This is a genomic window from Mucilaginibacter sp. Mucisp86 (assembly GCF_047324315.1).
Classification (GTDB): domain Bacteria; phylum Bacteroidota; class Bacteroidia; order Sphingobacteriales; family Sphingobacteriaceae; genus Mucilaginibacter.
In genome coordinates, this window is sequence record NZ_CP168503.1 from 4420404 (window position 1) to 4437474 (window position 17071).

Annotated in this window: 17 protein-coding genes; 9 read left to right on the forward strand and 8 right to left on the reverse strand. The window is 39.8% G+C overall.

Features of this window, described 5'->3' with window-relative positions; translation table 11 throughout:
- The first annotated feature begins 39 nt into the window (after positions 1 to 39).
- Positions 40 to 666: a MarR family winged helix-turn-helix transcriptional regulator gene (locus ACEN9X_RS18815; protein ID WP_413666581.1), complete on the forward strand. Its 627-nt coding sequence runs from the start codon at positions 40 to 42 to the stop codon at positions 664 to 666.
- 126 nt (positions 667 to 792) lie between these two features.
- On the forward strand, positions 793 to 1590 hold the full coding sequence (locus tag ACEN9X_RS18820) for a carboxypeptidase-like regulatory domain-containing protein (RefSeq protein WP_413666582.1): 798 nt from the start codon (positions 793 to 795) through the stop codon (positions 1588 to 1590).
- A gap of 361 nt (positions 1591 to 1951) precedes the next feature.
- Here ACEN9X_RS18820 and ACEN9X_RS18825 read toward each other — a convergent pair whose 3' ends face one another.
- Complete coding sequence (locus ACEN9X_RS18825; RefSeq protein WP_413666583.1) at positions 1952 to 2179, reverse strand: hypothetical protein; 228 nt, start codon at positions 2177 to 2179, stop codon at positions 1952 to 1954.
- 281 nt (positions 2180 to 2460) lie between these two features.
- Here ACEN9X_RS18825 and ACEN9X_RS18830 point away from each other — a divergent pair, with 281 nt between their 5' ends.
- A complete protein-coding gene (locus ACEN9X_RS18830) occupies positions 2461 to 4605 on the forward strand; it encodes an alpha-L-fucosidase (protein WP_413666584.1) in 2145 nt (714 codons plus the stop codon).
- Positions 4606 to 4665: 60 nt separating this feature from the next.
- Here the strand turns inward: ACEN9X_RS18830 and ACEN9X_RS18835 are convergent, their stop codons facing one another.
- On the reverse strand, positions 4666 to 5616 hold the full coding sequence (locus tag ACEN9X_RS18835) for a Smr/MutS family protein (protein ID WP_413666585.1): 951 nt from the start codon (positions 5614 to 5616) through the stop codon (positions 4666 to 4668).
- 156 nt (positions 5617 to 5772) lie between these two features.
- Between ACEN9X_RS18835 and ACEN9X_RS18840 the strand changes: the two genes are divergently transcribed.
- Together ACEN9X_RS18840 and ACEN9X_RS18845 are read left to right on the forward strand one after the other, a co-directional pair.
- On the forward strand, positions 5773 to 6279 hold the full coding sequence (locus ACEN9X_RS18840) for a DUF892 family protein (RefSeq protein ID WP_413666586.1): 507 nt from the start codon (positions 5773 to 5775) through the stop codon (positions 6277 to 6279).
- A 277-nt stretch (positions 6280 to 6556) separates the two neighbouring features.
- Positions 6557 to 8422, forward strand: coding sequence for a M1 family metallopeptidase (locus tag ACEN9X_RS18845; RefSeq protein WP_413666587.1), 1866 nt, complete (start codon positions 6557 to 6559; stop codon positions 8420 to 8422).
- 71 nt (positions 8423 to 8493) lie between these two features.
- On the opposite strand, the gene ACEN9X_RS18850 is transcribed toward ACEN9X_RS18845, so the two are convergent.
- Both ACEN9X_RS18850 and ACEN9X_RS18855 read right to left on the reverse strand, forming a co-directional pair.
- Positions 8494 to 8880, reverse strand: coding sequence for a YtxH domain-containing protein (locus ACEN9X_RS18850; protein ID WP_413666588.1), 387 nt, complete (start codon positions 8878 to 8880; stop codon positions 8494 to 8496).
- Positions 8881 to 9067: 187 nt separating this feature from the next.
- Positions 9068 to 9262, reverse strand: coding sequence for a cold-shock protein (locus ACEN9X_RS18855; RefSeq protein WP_090533335.1), 195 nt, complete (start codon positions 9260 to 9262; stop codon positions 9068 to 9070).
- A gap of 432 nt (positions 9263 to 9694) precedes the next feature.
- On the opposite strand from ACEN9X_RS18855, the gene ACEN9X_RS18860 reads away from it, so the two are divergent.
- Together ACEN9X_RS18860 and ACEN9X_RS18865 are read left to right on the forward strand one after the other, a co-directional pair.
- Complete coding sequence (locus tag ACEN9X_RS18860; protein WP_413666589.1) at positions 9695 to 10345, forward strand: HAD family hydrolase; 651 nt, start codon at positions 9695 to 9697, stop codon at positions 10343 to 10345.
- 87 nt (positions 10346 to 10432) lie between these two features.
- The gene (locus ACEN9X_RS18865) at positions 10433 to 11197 is read left to right on the forward strand and encodes a hypothetical protein (protein ID WP_413666590.1); all 765 of its coding nucleotides are present in this window, start codon (positions 10433 to 10435) and stop codon (positions 11195 to 11197) included.
- Between the two features lies 1 nt (position 11198).
- Here the strand turns inward: ACEN9X_RS18865 and lysA are convergent, their stop codons facing one another.
- The 4 genes from lysA to ACEN9X_RS18885 form a co-directional block, all read right to left on the reverse strand.
- Complete coding sequence (lysA, locus tag ACEN9X_RS18870) at positions 11199 to 12365, reverse strand: diaminopimelate decarboxylase (RefSeq protein WP_413666591.1); 1167 nt, start codon at positions 12363 to 12365, stop codon at positions 11199 to 11201.
- Between the two features lie 123 nt (positions 12366 to 12488).
- Entirely contained in the window at positions 12489 to 13799 is a 1311-nt protein-coding gene (locus tag ACEN9X_RS18875) for an aspartate kinase (RefSeq protein ID WP_413666592.1), read from the reverse strand.
- A 287-nt stretch (positions 13800 to 14086) separates the two neighbouring features.
- Positions 14087 to 15094, reverse strand: coding sequence for a hypothetical protein (locus tag ACEN9X_RS18880; RefSeq protein WP_413666593.1), 1008 nt, complete (start codon positions 15092 to 15094; stop codon positions 14087 to 14089).
- Positions 15095 to 15105: 11 nt separating this feature from the next.
- Entirely contained in the window at positions 15106 to 15996 is an 891-nt protein-coding gene (locus ACEN9X_RS18885) for a hypothetical protein (RefSeq protein ID WP_413666594.1), read from the reverse strand.
- Positions 15997 to 16260: 264 nt separating this feature from the next.
- Here ACEN9X_RS18885 and ACEN9X_RS18890 point away from each other — a divergent pair, with 264 nt between their 5' ends.
- The gene (locus ACEN9X_RS18890) at positions 16261 to 16812 is read left to right on the forward strand and encodes an RNA polymerase sigma factor (protein ID WP_413666595.1); all 552 of its coding nucleotides are present in this window, start codon (positions 16261 to 16263) and stop codon (positions 16810 to 16812) included.
- Complete coding sequence (locus tag ACEN9X_RS18895; protein WP_413666596.1) at positions 16793 to 17065, forward strand: hypothetical protein; 273 nt, start codon at positions 16793 to 16795, stop codon at positions 17063 to 17065. The genes ACEN9X_RS18890 and ACEN9X_RS18895 overlap by 20 nt, the downstream gene beginning before the upstream one ends.
- Positions 17066 to 17071: the final 6 nt, after the last annotated feature.

Sequence of the window (17071 nt, forward strand, 5' to 3'; positions counted from 1 at the left end):
AGTGAGTTTTTTAAATTTGATACCAAAAGGAAGTAACGCGTGAATAAAACAGTTGAATTGGTTAAGCTTTGGGGCGATTATGAGATGCGAAATCCAGATTGTAGTTTGGATGATTTTTTTCGGCATCAGGTAACTGTAATGGCAATAGATGAAAAAAAGGCTGTGCCCGATTGGCAGCTAAGGCCCGGGATAAATGGAAGGCTCATGATTTTGATAAGGCGAATAGCTAAATATCATATGGTTTATTCAAACAAAGCGCTTGAGGGTACGGGGCTCGACCAGATAGAGGAGTTTGGTATATTGGTTACTATTTTTAACCAGGTTAATCCAATAAAATCTGAGGCTATTTACAATAATATAATCGAGCTATCAAGCGGTACTAATATGCTTAACAGGCTAAAAAAACGCGAACTGATAACCGAATATGACGATATTGATGATAAACGTATTAAGCGTTTAAAGTTAACAGCTCTTGGAGAAGATACTCTGGGGAAAGCCAAAGTACGTGTACTTGAAGTAGCGCGAATGATGGCCAGCGCATTGAGTGAAGATGATAAGCAACTCTGCTTTCAACTGCTTAATCCGGTTAGTGAAAAGTTTGACGGCACCTTTCAAAAATTTAAGAACAAAGGTTTTGATGAGATTTTTGAGGCTATGATGAAATAGGTAGTTGGTTTTTGCGGAAAAATGAAGCCGGTGATGCTGCAAGTGTTAATGTTTGTTAAAAGCATGCGGGTTGATAATTTATACGTATATTTAGTTAACCTACTTTACCTGTTAACTGAACCCGTCATGAAAACATTGAAACTTACCTTTACAGTGATATTGACGCTCCTGTCAATAAACCTGTTTGCTCAGCGTGTTAAGGGAATTGTGATTGACAAAACTACCTACCTGCCCGTAGCAAATGCTTTTATCAGCACACCTGCATCAAAAAATATAAGTAACGCCGAAGGAAAGTTTGTACTGGCCAATGTAAAGCCCGGCGATACTTTGAGGATCAATAGTATAGGTTACAAACCATTTAGGCTCGTTATCAGTTTTTTAAAATTCGATACTTTAAGGTGTTACATTACGCCTGATGCAACCGTTTTAAGCGAGGTGAAAATCAGGGCGAAACGTAATGCCAAAGCCGATTCATTGAGGAACAGGAGGGAGTTTGCCTCTGCATTCGCGTATCGCGGTTCAACTATAAAGGATGCGTTTATAACACGTCCGGCTGATCTTGATTTTGGTAAACCCAGCAATCACATCAACGCAGATAAAAGTACTGCAACTATTTTAAGTATTAACCTGCTTTCGGTGATTGACATGCTGGGTAAAAACAAGGCCCCGCAATCAAAGCTGCAAAAGATTTTGCTGAAGGATGAAGAAGATGAGTATGTCGACAGGTTTTTCTCGCCCGAAAAAGTGAGTTCCTTAACTAATCTTAAAGGCGATTCGCTGCAGAATTTTATAAACCAGTATCACCCCGATATAAAGAAAGTGAAGAAGATGAGCGATTACGATATGATTAGCTACATCAAAAAAAGTTATAGCGACTACCTCAAATCAGGGAGTAAACAAATGGTGCCGTTATTTGGAAGATAAAATAACGGCACTTTTGTTTACTTATCTGTGTTTTACCCGTAATTAACCCAACGTACGGTTTAAATGCTGTCTTTATCTTTCAATTACAAGGTACTTTTTGTTGCAGCTATAACAAAAATATCTTTTAACCGGCAACCAAAATGTCAATATTTTTAAAATGCGTGGCCTGCGGATCCTTTGACCAGTGTTGGTTTGGCATGTTGGGCAAAATGTGCGGCTATGCCTCTTTCTTGAAAGTTCATTTTCAGTATCTACAATATGCATAACTTGAATACAATTAAACCCATTGTATCCTCATAGCAGGCTTTTATTGATTAATACCCAAAACTTTAAAAAACGTACTCTTTTTTCGGAATAGTTTTTATGAGGCTTTGCTATTATATGGATTGCTCGTAAGCACCGGCGACTTTTTGTTAAACCTATTCCATTCATCAATATTTACCAGGCCGGGAGCAGTTGCATAATGCTTTTTACTTGTAGGGCACGTAACTATAAAACCCTTACGGTTTTGTGCAATTACCGGACGTGCACCGCATTCTTTGCAAGGCTCACAATGGATGTTTGGTTGAATTTGTATAGGTTCTGCCATTACTTTTTTTAAAGGTTAAATAAACTCCAGCCATAAGGCCAGAGGATTTTAATTATGAATTAGGGTTTTGCCTGCGTCGTTACAAAGATGCAAATAATATTTTTATTAAAAAAACAGCAATTTTTGAGGTGTACTTCACAATTATACTGTGTGTTTATTGATAAAAGTGTAAAATAATAGTGAAATTGTGTGAAGATGTGTGTAATCTTGTTTACACTTGGCGGCTTTGGGTTTTGTTTATTAACAACTTTTTTACACTTTGAACTACCGAAATTTTTGCCATGAAAAAAAATGTTTGCTTTCTGTTATTATTAATTTGTACTCAGTTTGCATTTGCACAGCCACCCTCATCTTCAATAAAGCAATGGCAGGATCAAAAGTTTTCTATGTTTATCCATTTCGGGGGTATTTATTCGGTTTTGGGGGGTGTTTGGGATGGCAAACCTGTTACCCGCGGTTTAAGTGAGCAAATTCAGGCTCATGCAGGTATTTACAGCGATACATACGCTAACCTCGCTAAAAACTTTAATCCGGTAAACTGGAATGCCGATAGTATTGCCTTGCTGGCTAAGGCAGCAGGTATGCGCTCTGTTGTGCTTACTTCAAAACATCATGATGGGTTTTGCATGTTTAAAACAGCAACTACTGATTTTAACGTAGTTGATGCTACGCCTTTTAAGCGTGATGTGGTAAAAGAAATGGCCGAAGCTTGTAAAAGGCATGGTTTGAGATTTGGTTTATACTTTTCGCTGATAGACTGGCATTATCCGCAGGCATCGCCTATATCAAGCCATAACTCAGATTATGTAACGCCCGAGCATCATGAGTATAACAAAAAACAGGTAACCGAATTATTATCAAACTATGGAACCATATCCGAGCTTTGGTTTGATATGGGATCACAGAGTCCTGAGCAAAGTAAAGAACTTTATCAACTGGTTCATCGCCTGCAGCCCGATTGTATGGTGAGCAGCCGTTTGGGTAATGATCAGGGTGATTTTGCTGTTATGGGCGATAATCAATATCCCGATTATTCCATTGGGGTACCATGGCAGTCGCCGGCTTCATTTTTTGACGAAACATGGGGCTACCGGTCATGGCAGAAACGCGGCAGTGAGGACGAAAAATATAAGGAAAAACTGGAGAGTCTTATCCGTGTGATTAGCAGGGGAGGGAATTACCTGCTCAATATCGGCCCAAAAGGTGATGGTTCGGTAGTAGGTTTTGAGAAAGATGTTTTATTGAAAATAGGAGCCTGGCTTCACAGAAATGCCGAAGCTGTTTATGGTACCACTGCCGATCCGTTTTTTACAGCATTTAACTGGGGTAATATCACCAGTAAGCCAGATAAACTTTACCTTTTTGTTACCTCGGTACCGGCTGATGGTATTATTACTTTACCTGGCCTTGAAGGTAAGATCAAGGGAGTATCTGTTTTAGGTGAACAACAATCACTTCAATTTAAACAGATGGCCGATGCTGCTGTGATCACATTACCGGCAAATTTTGATAATGAAAAGCAAATTAAAGTTATAACAGTTGATATTGCCGAAGGTTATAAAGTACAACCCGTTCATATTATCAGGAGCAGCTACGGGCATATGGAACTGGATGAACATAATGCTTATAATTATTACAGTTCATCGGGTATTGATTATAACAGTAACTATCAAAGCACGGTAAAGCAAGCCTGGACAATTAAGCCTACCGCAACAGGAAAATATCGTCCCTCAATCAAGTATACCGACGAGGAGAAAGGTAATGTGATTGATCTTGCAGTTAACGATGTTACTACAACAATTAAGCTTGATAACGACAGGCTGATGAAGTACAAGGTTGATACCGCTAAAATTAAATGGGGGCCTCTATATATCACCGGGCCGTATTCAGCTGGTTTGGGCGGCTTAAATGGTATTGCCGACAAAATTGACGTTGCCAAGCCATATACTAACGACCCCGATAAACCATGGCAGCGCATGGATAGTTACAAAAACTGGCAGCTTATTGAGTTGCCTGCCAGAATGGATAATGCCTATTATATTCTGCAAAACATCAGGGTGGAAAAAGGTTTGATTTATGCGCAGGTTAAAATCACAAGCGGAGACGGTATTGTTGTTGTGTTCAATGGCACACAAATGATCATCAATAATAATCCGGACAATGCCGGATCTGTAGACCATATTATTGGCCTTGATTTAATGCCCGGCAATAACCAGTTACTAATAAAAGTGTTCAACAATTTTAAAAAGAATATTCCTTTTGCTATCAGCCACAGTATCCCGCAAAACATCTACATAAAAGATCTTGACCCTGTAATGTTCGAGGCAAATAAGCTTTACCCGGTGAGTTTAAAGCTGCATGATCCTGCGTCGCCGCATCAAACTTTAAAGCTGCCTAATCTTGAGATTTGGTTTGCGAAAAAATAAGGAACTAAAAAGCAGACTTACGAAGTTCTCAAAACTTCGTAAGTCTTAGGCAAGAAGCCGTTATTTCAACAATACCTTGGTAGCACCGTAACCAAATTTCTCTTTACGGGCATCCATAAAAGTTTGTACTTTTTTATGTCTGCCTAACTGTTTGTGCAGTTCATTGCGTAGCGTACCATTGCCGGCGCCATGTATAAAAGTAATATCGGGTAGTTGATGCACTATGGCTGCATCCAGTGCTTTGTGGAAATGTGCCAACTGAATTTCCATGATCTCAGAACTGCTTAAAAATTGGTAGTCGTCACGCAGTTTTTCTATATGCAGATCAACCTCACTAACCGGTTTTTCGACAACTATTTTTTCGATTGGAGTTTCAAAAAAGCTTTCCTTTAGCTTTTGAGCATCAATAACCAGTTCGGGCTCATCAAGCCTGATCAGCCAGCCGGCCTGGTTAAGTAAGGGGATGTTCTTCTTAGTGGTCGAGAAATCTTTGGCTTTAAATTTTTCATGTATAGCTAAAGGTGCAGGAGGTTCAATATTTTGTTTGGTACTGAATAAAACACTGAAAATAAATTTAGGCCACACCTGCAGATCGGCCAGTTGCGCAGAGTAGATGTTTTCGGTTGATTTTGGTGCTATCACACCTGCAAATTCACCTTTAAATACCTGCTGTTTATCAGTTGTTAAAGTAGCTAATAGCTGAAATGATGTTTCATTAATTAAATGAAAATGCACTACAGAGTTTGCACGGGCATCGGTTACTACGCCAATGTAAACGCCTTTTTGCGCAAATTCAGCAGTTGCTATTGGTTTTTCATCAGTAGTATTTGTGTTTTTTGTTGTTCCTGCAGGCTGATAACCATGTACATAAGTTACTTTACTGGCCAGTACGGGAATCTCAAAGTCATCATCGCCGGTAACGCCTATCATTTGCTCGTCGATGATGCGGGTTACAAAACCTTCCATTTTTTCATCAACAAACCGAACAAAATCGCCTAATTTATATTTCATAATATTATGTTATTACTGTACAAAGTTAATTTATCCGGGCACATCCAGTCTGATAATAAAACTTACTTATTTTAAGGTAAGTTTGATAAGCAATTGTGTGATTAATAGCTTTTAAGAAATGTATCAACCATAATTATATACTTTGAACTTCATACCATGAGCAACAATACCCCTAAAACATTGGATAACGATTTGTTAAAACAGGTATTTGTCCACAACCTCAACCGCATCTATTTTGGTAAATGTTACCTTGATAAACATCTTGAGCATTTGAAGGGCCTGGCTTCGTTTACAGCATTACAGCAGGCGATACAGGAGTTTTGGGACGATATCAAAAAGCAGATACAACGGATGAATAAGGTGTATACCCTGATTAATGAAATCCCGTCAGATAAGAATTGCAACCCTATAAAGTCCATTGTTAAGGATGAGTTTTGCCTGGATGAAGGGCAAACTATACCGGTATTACTGGATATGGATATTATGATGTATCTGCAGCTACTTGAGCATATTAATATAACATCGTGCCATATGCTAATAATGGTGGCCAAACAGCTTAATTATACCGAAGCTCAACAATTACTTACTGAATGTAAAGACGAATCAATTGACAACGACGAACTGTTTACACTTATCAGTAAAGAATATATAGTTGCGAATTAAGCGTATATAAAAAAGAAAGCCATCCGCATAGCGCAGATGGCTTAAATGTTAGTTATTTAATACCCCTATTAAAATAACTGATAACAAAGTAAAAAAAAATATATCCGATAGCACAAAATATTTATTCATAAATATTCTTTGTGACAGCTTTGTTACAAAAAGCGACTGATGTAACGATTTATCAATCACTTTTTTATTTTAAATTGTAGGATTAATGCTTCCCGCATATCGTTATTTAGTCCAATTGATTTAACTTGGCAACTGAAATTTAAGACGTATGACCAAAACCATTATTTTATCTGCTTTATCCTGTATTGCTTTTGTACAGGTTAAGGCTCAAAGCCTGTATATGCCCCGCGATATACAAAAAGCATTTAAAAACGAAACCCGCTCGGCCGATGGCCGCCCCGGCAAAAAGTACTGGCAAAATTATGGCCGCTATAACATCAGCATTACGGCCATACCTCAAAACCGCACCGTAAAAGGCACTGAGCAAATCACCTATATTAACAATAGCCCGGATACCTTAAAAAGGCTTAACATGAAGCTGATCCTGAACGTTCACAAACCGGGTGCCGCCCGTTTTGGTGATGCTGCAGCCGATTATTTAACGCCTGGTATTCAGTTTGATAATTTTTCGGTTAATGGGGACGCAAAGAAGGTTCCTTCTGCCTCAACAAATCAGTTTGTAAGCCTTAGCAAACCGCTTTTACCGCATGATTCTGTTAAATTGGATATCGGCTGGCATTTTGAAATTTCCAAAGAAAGCGGCCGCGAAGGCATGATTGATTCTACTACCTGTTACCTGGCTTATTTTTATCCGCGGGTATCGGTATATGACGATTACAACGGCTGGGATAGGCTTCCCTTCCTGGATGCACAAGAGTTTTACAACGATTTTAATGACTATACACTGCACGTTACTGCTCCCAAAAACTACGTAGTTTGGGCTACAGGCACACTGCAAAACCCTAACGAGGTATTACAGCCCGAATATGCTAAACGTTTGCAGGCCTCATTTACCAGCGACTCAACTATTCATGTGGCGTCTGCAGCTGAAATGGCCGCTCATAAGGTAACGGCTCAAAAAGACATGAATACCTGGACATGGACCGCCAACGACATCAGCGATATGGCTGTAGGCATTAGTGATCATTATGTATGGGATGCCGCCAGCGTTGTGGTTGATGACGCAACAAATCGCCGCGCAAGCATGCAGGCCGCTTTTTTAGATAGCTCGGAAGATTTCCATCATGCTGTACAGGCAGGCCGTAACTCATTGGGCTGGCTTTCACATAACTGGCCGGGTGTACCATATCCGTTCCCTAAAATGACTTCGTTTCAAGGCTTTGCCGATATGGAGTACCCTATGATGGTTAACGACAGCCACACTAATGATGTTCGTTTTTCGCAATTTGTGCAGGACCACGAAATTGCGCATACCTATTTCCCCTTTTATATGGGTATCAACGAAAGCCGTTATGCCTTTATGGACGAGGGCTGGGCAACAACTTTTGAATTGCTGATAGGCACATCAGAAGTGGGCAAGGAAAAAGCCGAAACTTTATACAAAACCTTTCGCGTTGACAGGTGGATCCATGATGCCGTAACTGCCGAAGACCTGCCGGTTATCACCCCATCAAGCGAGCTAAGGGGCGGATACGGTAATAACTCGTATGGCAAGCCATCATTAAGTTATTTTGCACTGAAAGATATGCTGGGCGACGTATTGTTTAAAAAAGCGTTACACGGCTATATGGACCGCTGGCATGGCAAGCACCCGATACCATGGGATTATTTTAACTCGATGAGCGATATCACCGGTAAAAACCTCGATTGGTTTTTCAACAACTGGTTTTTCACCAATTACTATATTGATTTATCGCTAAAAAGCGTAACCAAATCGGCAGGCGGTTATACTGCTGCTATTAAGAATGTTGGCGGCTTTGTAGTTCCGTTTGATGTAAAGGTTACTTATGCAGATGGTTCGACTGAAAGCATTCATCAAACACCGGCAGTTTGGGAAAAAAATCAAAAGCAAATTTCGGTAGATATCAAAACTACTAAAACCATTAAATCCGTAACCTTAAATGGCGGCATATTTATGGACGCCGATGGAAGCAACAACACCTGGAATAAATAATAAAAATGTTTATAAATAATAAAACCCGGCTATATTGGCCGGGTTTTATTATTTTATGATAGTACTAAATATTATGCGTTTTGTACAGAATTGTTCCAGTCATTAGCTGTTGCTTTAACTTTATCTTTTGCGTTTTCGGCAGCATCGCCGGCTTTGCCTGCAATTTCATCGGCTTTTGATTTAGCTGCGTCAACAGCTTTATCTTTGGCATCCCAAAGATCGCTTACAGTGCCGCTAAACTTGGTTTTAGCTTTATCAATTACATTATTGCTGTAATCTTTAATCTCTCCGGCTGTGGTTTGTGCTTTGGTTTTGGCTGTATCAACCAAATCATTTATATAGTCGGCAATATCGCCCCTTAATTCAGTGCCTTTTTCGGGAGCTAACAATAAACCCAAAGCTGCACCTGCTGCTGCACCTACCAATAGTGCTGCTATAATTTTTGCTTGATCTTTCATGTTCTTTGTTTGTTTTATGTGTAGTCGATTTATGATATTACAGGATAAACAACAACAATGCCAGTTTTTATTTGAAGATAATACCTAAATATTAAGTTTATATACCTGGCAGATTAACAAAAAGCAAAACAATAAAAAAGGCACTCAAAAAATTGAGTGCCTGATAGGCTTAATGATTATATTATAATTATATAACTTTTACATTTACCGCGTTAAGACCTTTACGGCCGTTTTCAACTTCGTATTCAACGGTGTCGTTTTCACGAACTTCGTCAATAAGGCCTGTTGAATGAACAAAAATATCCGGACCGCCATTGCTTGGCACTATAAATCCGAAACCTTTTGTTTCGTTGAAAAATTTTACTGTTCCTTGATTTTGCATTATTTTATTTATTAATGCGGCCAAGGTATGGATAATTTACCGTAATAAAGCAATACCATAACCCTAATTTAGATGTAAACTAAATAGGCCGGGAGACAGCCCGCCGAATAAATGATTAAACATCAGGAATCTAAAATCAGATTTCAACTCATGTAAATGCTTGTTTAATGGCTGAAAACTATGGTTTTAGATGCAAAAACATTCAGTTTCGAGTCAGCGAACTTCGCCGGAGGAATATCACAACAAAATAGCTTCAAAAAGTTTGTCCGATAATTCAGCCACATCCAACATCCCCCTTATGTATCAAAAATTATCCGTCGGTGTATTTAAAGAATATAAGATGCCATTGGAGTTTAGTTTTTAAAAAGGTTAAGTTTGCGACACAACCGCGACTGTGATTTGTTTCCTCTTAATAAAAATAGTACAACGCAAATGAAGGCCTTTATATTTGACCTTAACGGCACCATGATCAATGATATGCCCTTTCATACCAAAGCATGGCAATATCTCTTAAATACCGACCTTGGCGGTAACTTTACCTGGGACGAAGTAAAACCCCAGATGTATGGCAAAAACCAGGAAGTACTGGTACGCATGTTTGGCCCCGATCGTTTTACCACCGAAGAAATGGACAGGCTTTCGTACCTTAAAGAACAGCGCTACCAGGACGAATTTTTGCCTCACCTGGCACTTTTACCCGGTTTACATGATTTTTTGGAGAAGGCTTATCAAACCGGTATCCTCATGGCTATTGGCTCGGCAGCAATCCCTTTTAATATTGATTTTGTACTGGATAACCTTAACATCAGGCATTATTTTAAAGCAATAGTAAGTGCCGATGATGTGGTGTTAAGCAAGCCTCATCCCGAAACCTTTTTAAAAGCGGCGGAATTGCTGGGTACATTGCCCACAGACTGCATTGTATTTGAAGATGTACCCAAAGGTGCCGAAGCAGCTGCCAATGCAGGTATGAAAGCGGTAGTACTTACTACAACCCACCAACAGGAGGAGTTTGAAGCATTGCAGAATGTGATTCATTTTGCTGAGGACTTTACCGATAATTTTATTAATGGCCTGGTGTAATAATCAGTAGGGTTTGTTATTTTATCACTTGTTTTAACGTATTATTGTTCAGAATCCTGTTTATAAACCTGATCCGGACTTTTTACGATGAAACTTAAATTCAGCCTGCTTTTATTTGTTGCCGGTATGATCATCAGCTCGTGCAGTGATCATATTTATGCGCCGGCCATGCACCATAGCGATATTGCTTATCTGCCAAAACCGGTATCTGCCGATGTTGTTAAATCGGCAAATTACATTTCAGGTGCATTGGTGGTTGATGAAAGCCCTAATTACTCGGACGAGTTGGTTAGTGCGCAATTGAATTTAAGCCGTGGGCACGTGTTTGACCACTTTAACCTTGCCTACGGCGCTTTTGGTACGTTAGGAAACTATCATAACAGCGAGCTGCAGCCACAGGACCCCAACTATTTTAAAAATAAGTTTTTCGGCGTGGCAGGAGGGAGGCTGTCAGGCAACTTTTTTGTAAGCGGTAGCCATATCGATTTTCGTTTTATTGGTTTTGAAGCAGCTTACAGCCATGAGTTTGGCGATTATCTTAATTTCAGGAAGGCCGTTACCAATAAGCCGGGCTTTTATACTGATCCGCGCGCCGATCTGTTTACATTAGGTGGTACAACCGAAATTATATTTCATACCAATAAAGTTGCCAATCAGTTTGGTTTCCGGCTTTTCTGGGGCGGCACATTCGGCAACGATAATGTGTACCGAAATAAAAACAGCGATTACGACTACAGGGTTTATAATCCTGGTTTTGTAACCGCTGCTTATTTTATGCAGATTAAAAATTTTATAGGTATTGTTGAAGCCGGTAGCTACGTGCAGCTAAGACTTGGCTACAGGTTTAAATAGCTTATTCAGAATAAACGCTGCCAACTCTGTCGCGCAGGTTATAGCCAGATGCCATTACCTCGCCATAAGCACCCGCTGTACGCACTGCTATCAGATCACCACGGAATGATTCGGGCAGGGTTACATCCTTCTGGAAACAATCTGTGCTTTCGCAGATAGGGCCAACTACATCATATTTCAGACCATGGTCTATGGTCCATGGTCCATGGTCTTTTCTGCTTAAGTTTTCTATCTGGTGATAAGCCTGGTAAAGCATTGGGCGTATCAGTTCGGTCATGCCGGCATCAAGGATCAGGAAATTCTTTTTCTGCCCGTTTTTAACATACAACACGCGTGATATCAATGAGGCGCTTTGCGCAACCAGTGCACGGCCAAGCTCAAAATGTACTTCCTGCCCCGGCTTAACATTCAGGAAGTTTTTAAATACCTGGAAGTAAGCTTCAAAATCGGCAATGTTATTATCGGGGTTGTAGTAATCAACACCTAAACCGCCGCCTGTATTGAGTACTTTGATGGGGAAACCGCGGTCTTCAAACCAGTCCTGCATTTCATTGATACGGGTGCAAAGGTTTTTATAAACCTCAAGGTCGGTAATTTGCGAACCAATGTGGAAGTGGATGCCTAAAAACTGCAGGTTATCACATTTGCGCAGTGCAGCAGCAACATCAGGCAATTGCCATGTATTGATCCCGAACTTGTTTTCATCAAGCCCGGTGGTGATAAAATGGTGCGTATGGGCATCAACATTTGGATTGATGCGGATAGCCACGCCTGCTTTTTTGTTTTTCGCTTTGGCAAGGCCATCGATAATAAAAAGCTCCTGAATAGATTCTACATTGAAGCAAAAGATATCGGCGTCAAGTGCCAGGTTTATTTCCCTGTCTGATTTGCCTACGCCGGCAAATACTACTTTACTTTTATCAAAGCCATGGTCAATGGCCGCCTTTACCTCGCCACCGCTCACGCAATCGGCGCCAAAGCCATACGTTTGAATGGTATCGATAACCTTTGGATTAAAATTGGCCTTCATGGCATAATGCACATGGAAGCCATGCTTTGCAGAAGCATCTCGGCAGGCACTCAGGGTGTTTTTAAGCACCTCCAGATCGTAGTAATAAAACGGAGTTTCTAAACCGTTAAATTTATCTATAGTTTTACTTGTAAACATTGTAGTATATCATCAAATCATGCTGAACTATGCGCCTTGCAAATTGCTTCGTTCTCCGCAATGACGTTTAAATTTAAAATCTCAAATAAATTAATTCCGAAATCGAAAATCCCAGATCCGAAATTAAAACAACCTGTTATGTAAGCTCCTTAAAGTTTCAACCTTGTCTTCGGTTTTTACCAGTAACGACAGGTTGTGATCGCTGCCACCGTATGAGATCATCCTTAAAGGGATATGTTTAACAGCTTCCAGCACGCGCGCGGCATAACCGTGTTTTTCGGCTCCAAAATCACCTACTACACAAATAATAGTTTGGTTTACATCAATTTCTACCGAACCGTAAGCGTTTAGTTCTTTGGTGATATCGCCCAGGTAGGTGGTGTCATCAATAGTAACAGACACACCAACTTCTGATGTGGTGATCATATCGATAGATGTTTTATAGCGCTCAAACACTTCAAACACCTTACGTAAAAAACCGTGTGCCAAAAGCATCCTGCTAGATTGGATTTTGATAGCCGTAATGGCATCTTTAGCAGCGATAGATTTGATCTTATCCTTTTCGCTTGTATTGGTGATCAGCGTGCCTTGCGCTTTAGGATCCATGGTATTTAATAAGCGAACCGGGATCTTATATTTCTGGGCAGGGAACACACTTTGCGGGTGCAGGATCTTCGCACCAAAATAGGCAAGCTCAGCAGCTTCGTCAAATGACAGCTGCGCAATAGGCTGTGTGCCTTTTACAATGCGCGGATCATTATTATGCATGCCATCGATATCCGTCCAAATCTGTACTTCCTCGCTGCGGATACCGGCGCCAATTAATGATGCGGTATAATCACTGCCGCCGCGGCGCAGGTTATCTATCTCGCCATAAGCGTTACGGCAAATATAACCCTGGGTAATAAACAGGTTTACTTCGGGGTGTTTATCAAGTAACGGAAGCAGGTTTTCGGTAATGTGGTCAACAATAGGTTCGTTGTCCTCATCTGTCTTCATAAAGTCCAAAGCAGGCAGCAGTACCGATGGTACGCCTATCTCCTTCAAATAAACATGATAAAGGGTAGTTGAAAGCAACTCGCCCTGTGCTACAATGATTTTATCTTCAATATGAGTGAACAGGTCATTAGCAAGGTTACTCAGTAATGAAAAATGGTAGTCGATAACCTCTTTCCCCTGGGCTAAAAACTCAGGCTTCGCAAACAATTCCTTAATAAAAATTTCGTACTTATCCTTCAGGATAGTAATCAGCTGCACCGCCTTCTTCTTATCGCCGGCGAGGTATGCTTGTCCAATTTCTACAAGGCTGTTTGTTGTGCCTGATACTGCCGATAGCACCACCACCTGGCGCTCGGCCGGGTTAATGATATCAAGCAGCGCTTTCATCCGGGCGGGGCTACCTACTGATGTCCCACCAAACTTTAAAACTTTCATTTTTTATGTTGCTGTTAACCGTATATGAATTGATGTTTGAGCTATCATTTTACTGATATTCAAGCACCAATATTTGAGGCGCTAAAAATAGTGTTTTAAAACGCTTATCTGTAATTTAATTTGAAGGGGCTTGTCCAAGTGGTTTTTAAGTAAATGGAGGGCTCTAAAATTATTGAAAGAAAACTTTTTGCTACGCTTACCCTAATAAACAAAAAAAGAGGATGCCTTTAGTGTTTAAGACATCCTCTTTTTGCAAATTGCAGAAAACTTTAATTGTTCAGTAATATTTAAAACGGTTGAGTTATAACCGTTGGTTTCCAGCCGGTATTTACACTCACCTGGAATGAAGCATTTTGAGGAGTAGTGATTCCCCCAAACATGTTATCGATGGTATAAATCGCCTGTTGATTCCGATATAAAAATATTGATCCCAATGAGCGGGTAACAATAGTGCTATTATTACTATCGTAACAGTTAATTTCCGAAGAAATGTAATTCCCGGGATTAAAATAGGATGTGTCACTACCTGTATTTACATATAAAGAAAAATTCTTTTTCCCGATCAAAGAATCAGGAATTGATACTGAAGCAGTGGCTGCCTGGTCTCCAGTACCATAGCCAGTGAAATAGCCTATGGCTAAATTAAGTGAAGCAATTGAGGGACGACTACTGAGCTTTATACTTTTAACGGAAGCTGGTATTGCATCCTTGAATACAACCTTTACCTGGCAAATAATACGGTATAAACTAATACTTTGGTTAATATCATCTGACACATCCAAATTTCCCAGGTAATTAAAACTATCAGGCCATGATTTTGAATAATGTGTTGTGCCATTGGTGATATCGTGTACTTCGACCTCTATATTAGTGCCTGAATACGGAGTTGCGTCAGAGTAGATCACATTAACATCATCTTTACAGCCGAACATATACAGTCTGTAATTATCCGGAGCCAATGCTGTTTTTACTGAGCCAAAGCCAACATCGCTTTTAGTTTGCGCAGCTTTATACTTAGTGTAGCCGTGGCTGTCAACAATATAAATATACAGTTTATCAATAATGCCCGCCAACGATGCGGAATCAGAGGCGGCTGTGGCTAACGAATGCATTTTGTTAGTGGTTGCATTAGTTATTTGTTGAGTAAAATTGCTTCCACTTACACCCAAAGTTACATTGTATGTTTTTTTATTTGATGTTTCAACCGGTTGTAATTGTTTATGATCTTTTTTGCAAGACCAGACAAATATGCTGCAGGCAACCAGGAGTGCTATGATAAAATAATATTTTTTCATTTCAAAATAGGTTAAAGGTTTACATTAATGGTATCCCAGCCCGGTTCTATGCTAATATGAAAATCACCCTGATTATTGATTGCTTTGTCGAATACCGTACCGGATAATATCGTTTTGGCGTTAGCCATAAACCTGACATTCTTTATAGTGATAGTGTGGCCTATATAGCGACCATTTTCGATAATATTTAAGGTAATTGTATGCAAAACCTGGGGAACGAATACCGCCATCCGTATTTTTACGTTGTGAGTGCCTTTTTGCGCGTTGGTAAAAAGGTAACTATGTAGGTATCCATAATCGGGACTGGAATTAATAGTGGCGTATGTAGTGTCCTTTAGTAAAAGGACCCCCGCAGGTACAAAGTCAGTAATAGAGATACCAGATATAACATTAGGTATGGCATCCTCTATGTTTAACTCCAGTAAGGAACTTATGCGGTTCATTGTCACATTGCCATTAACATTACTGCCATTTACTACCACCGTATCGGCCTTATAAAACATATCCAGGCGAGAATCTCTGTAAATAATGTTATCACTTAAACGAACTGACGCTCCGTAAATCGTGCTGTTGCCCAAAAAATAAGCATAAAAAGTACCGTTTGGTACCTGGGTGGTAAAGGTGCCAAAATTTGCAGAAGCAGAATCCTGGTTTACCTGTTTTTTTAAATTCCCCTGGCTATCGTAAAGCAAATAGGTTAAATACTTAACGTTTTTAGTCAATGCGGTGTCGGTGGAATTCACCGCTAACTTCGACTGCATTGTAGTCAACTTTGGCTTCGTGCTAAAATTCAGCGTGTAAAGCTTGTCGTCTGTTTGCGTCGGGGATTTGTGATCTTTTTTGCATGAAAAAAGTGTAAGTACACCTAATGCAAGCAGTGTTGTAGGTATAACAATTTTCATAATAATAGGTTTTGTATAAAGGTATACTATTTAATTTTTATTTAAATAATATTTTTAAAAAAAATAACACAAACAATTTGTTTATGAGTAAGTTAGCTATGATTTCACTTCTAAACACCTTAAGGGTTAGTTAATTTTTTTCTGAATTTACAGTGATATAATATCGTGAATCCTTCGTTGTTTGCCGGCGGCCCTGTTAATTTTTTTCTAAATTTACGGTGATATAATGTCCGTTTTACGCACTTACTATTAAACACATTGATCATGGTAAATGAGATAGTTTTTGATGAGCCGGTTATACAAAGAGAAAAACTTATCACCGGGCTTTATAAAAGCACCTTTCCTGTTGTGGCGAAATATGTAAGCAAAATGGGTGGCTCCTTTGATGATGCAAAGGACGTTTTTCAGGATGCTCTTGTTATTTTTTACGAAAAGGCAGTTGCCAATGAGTTGTTATTGGTTAGCAGCGAAAAAGCGTATCTGCTGGGCATTGCCAAACACATTTGGTTTAAAAAGTTCAGAGATAATCTTTTTAATCAAAATTTTGATTGTTTTGCCGAAGGCTTTGATGTCGCAGAGCAAATTAACGAACAGCCATCCGCCAATAAACTGATGCGTTACCTGGAAACTACCGGTAAAAAATGTATGGAACTACTAAGTGCTTTTTATTTCCATAAGCTGCCAATGAAAGACGTAGCAAGCTTGTTTGGCTACGCAGGCGAGCGCTCGGCTACTGTGCAAAAGTATAAATGCATTGAAAAAGTAAGGGAAACAGTTAAAGAACAATCACTGGCTTATGAGGACTTCATTGAATGAGATAAAGGAGATTGATGATCATGTTCTTAAACAGGCAGCACCTGACGAAGCGTTGCTGTTTGAGGCCAAACTGATCATCAACCCTGAACTTAAGTACCAGGTGTTGTGGCATAAGCAAACCTTGAGCCTGGTGCAGCAATATGGCCGTAACAACTTCAGGGCCGAGATTGAAGCTGTGCATCAAAAACTATTCAGCCAACCTGAGCATGAGAGTTTCAGGCAAAAGATCATGCGTTTATTTCGCAAACGCTAAAAGCTA

What these genes read in the sequence shown, in the direction of transcription:
- ACEN9X_RS18820 (WP_413666582.1), top strand. Translation starts at nt 793, where the DNA reads ATGAAAACATTGAAACTTACCTTTACAGTGATATTGACGCTCCTGTCA.
- ACEN9X_RS18825 (WP_413666583.1), bottom strand. Translation starts at nt 2,179, where the DNA reads ATGGCAGAACCTATACAAATTCAACCAAACATCCATTGTGAGCCTTGC.
- ACEN9X_RS18830 (WP_413666584.1), top strand. Translation starts at nt 2,461, where the DNA reads ATGAAAAAAAATGTTTGCTTTCTGTTATTATTAATTTGTACTCAGTTT.
- ACEN9X_RS18835 (WP_413666585.1), bottom strand. Translation starts at nt 5,616, where the DNA reads ATGAAATATAAATTAGGCGATTTTGTTCGGTTTGTTGATGAAAAAATG.
- ACEN9X_RS18840 (WP_413666586.1), top strand. Translation starts at nt 5,773, where the DNA reads ATGAGCAACAATACCCCTAAAACATTGGATAACGATTTGTTAAAACAG.
- ACEN9X_RS18845 (WP_413666587.1), top strand. Translation starts at nt 6,557, where the DNA reads ATGACCAAAACCATTATTTTATCTGCTTTATCCTGTATTGCTTTTGTA.
- ACEN9X_RS18850 (WP_413666588.1), bottom strand. Translation starts at nt 8,880, where the DNA reads ATGAAAGATCAAGCAAAAATTATAGCAGCACTATTGGTAGGTGCAGCA.
- ACEN9X_RS18855 (WP_090533335.1), bottom strand. Translation starts at nt 9,262, where the DNA reads ATGCAAAATCAAGGAACAGTAAAATTTTTCAACGAAACAAAAGGTTTC.
- ACEN9X_RS18860 (WP_413666589.1), top strand. Translation starts at nt 9,695, where the DNA reads ATGAAGGCCTTTATATTTGACCTTAACGGCACCATGATCAATGATATG.
- ACEN9X_RS18865 (WP_413666590.1), top strand. Translation starts at nt 10,433, where the DNA reads ATGAAACTTAAATTCAGCCTGCTTTTATTTGTTGCCGGTATGATCATC.
- lysA (WP_413666591.1), bottom strand. Translation starts at nt 12,365, where the DNA reads ATGTTTACAAGTAAAACTATAGATAAATTTAACGGTTTAGAAACTCCG.
- ACEN9X_RS18875 (WP_413666592.1), bottom strand. Translation starts at nt 13,799, where the DNA reads ATGAAAGTTTTAAAGTTTGGTGGGACATCAGTAGGTAGCCCCGCCCGG.
- ACEN9X_RS18880 (WP_413666593.1), bottom strand. Translation starts at nt 15,094, where the DNA reads ATGAAAAAATATTATTTTATCATAGCACTCCTGGTTGCCTGCAGCATA.
- ACEN9X_RS18885 (WP_413666594.1), bottom strand. Translation starts at nt 15,996, where the DNA reads ATGAAAATTGTTATACCTACAACACTGCTTGCATTAGGTGTACTTACA.
- ACEN9X_RS18890 (WP_413666595.1), top strand. Translation starts at nt 16,261, where the DNA reads ATGGTAAATGAGATAGTTTTTGATGAGCCGGTTATACAAAGAGAAAAA.
- ACEN9X_RS18895 (WP_413666596.1), top strand. Translation starts at nt 16,793, where the DNA reads ATGAGGACTTCATTGAATGAGATAAAGGAGATTGATGATCATGTTCTT.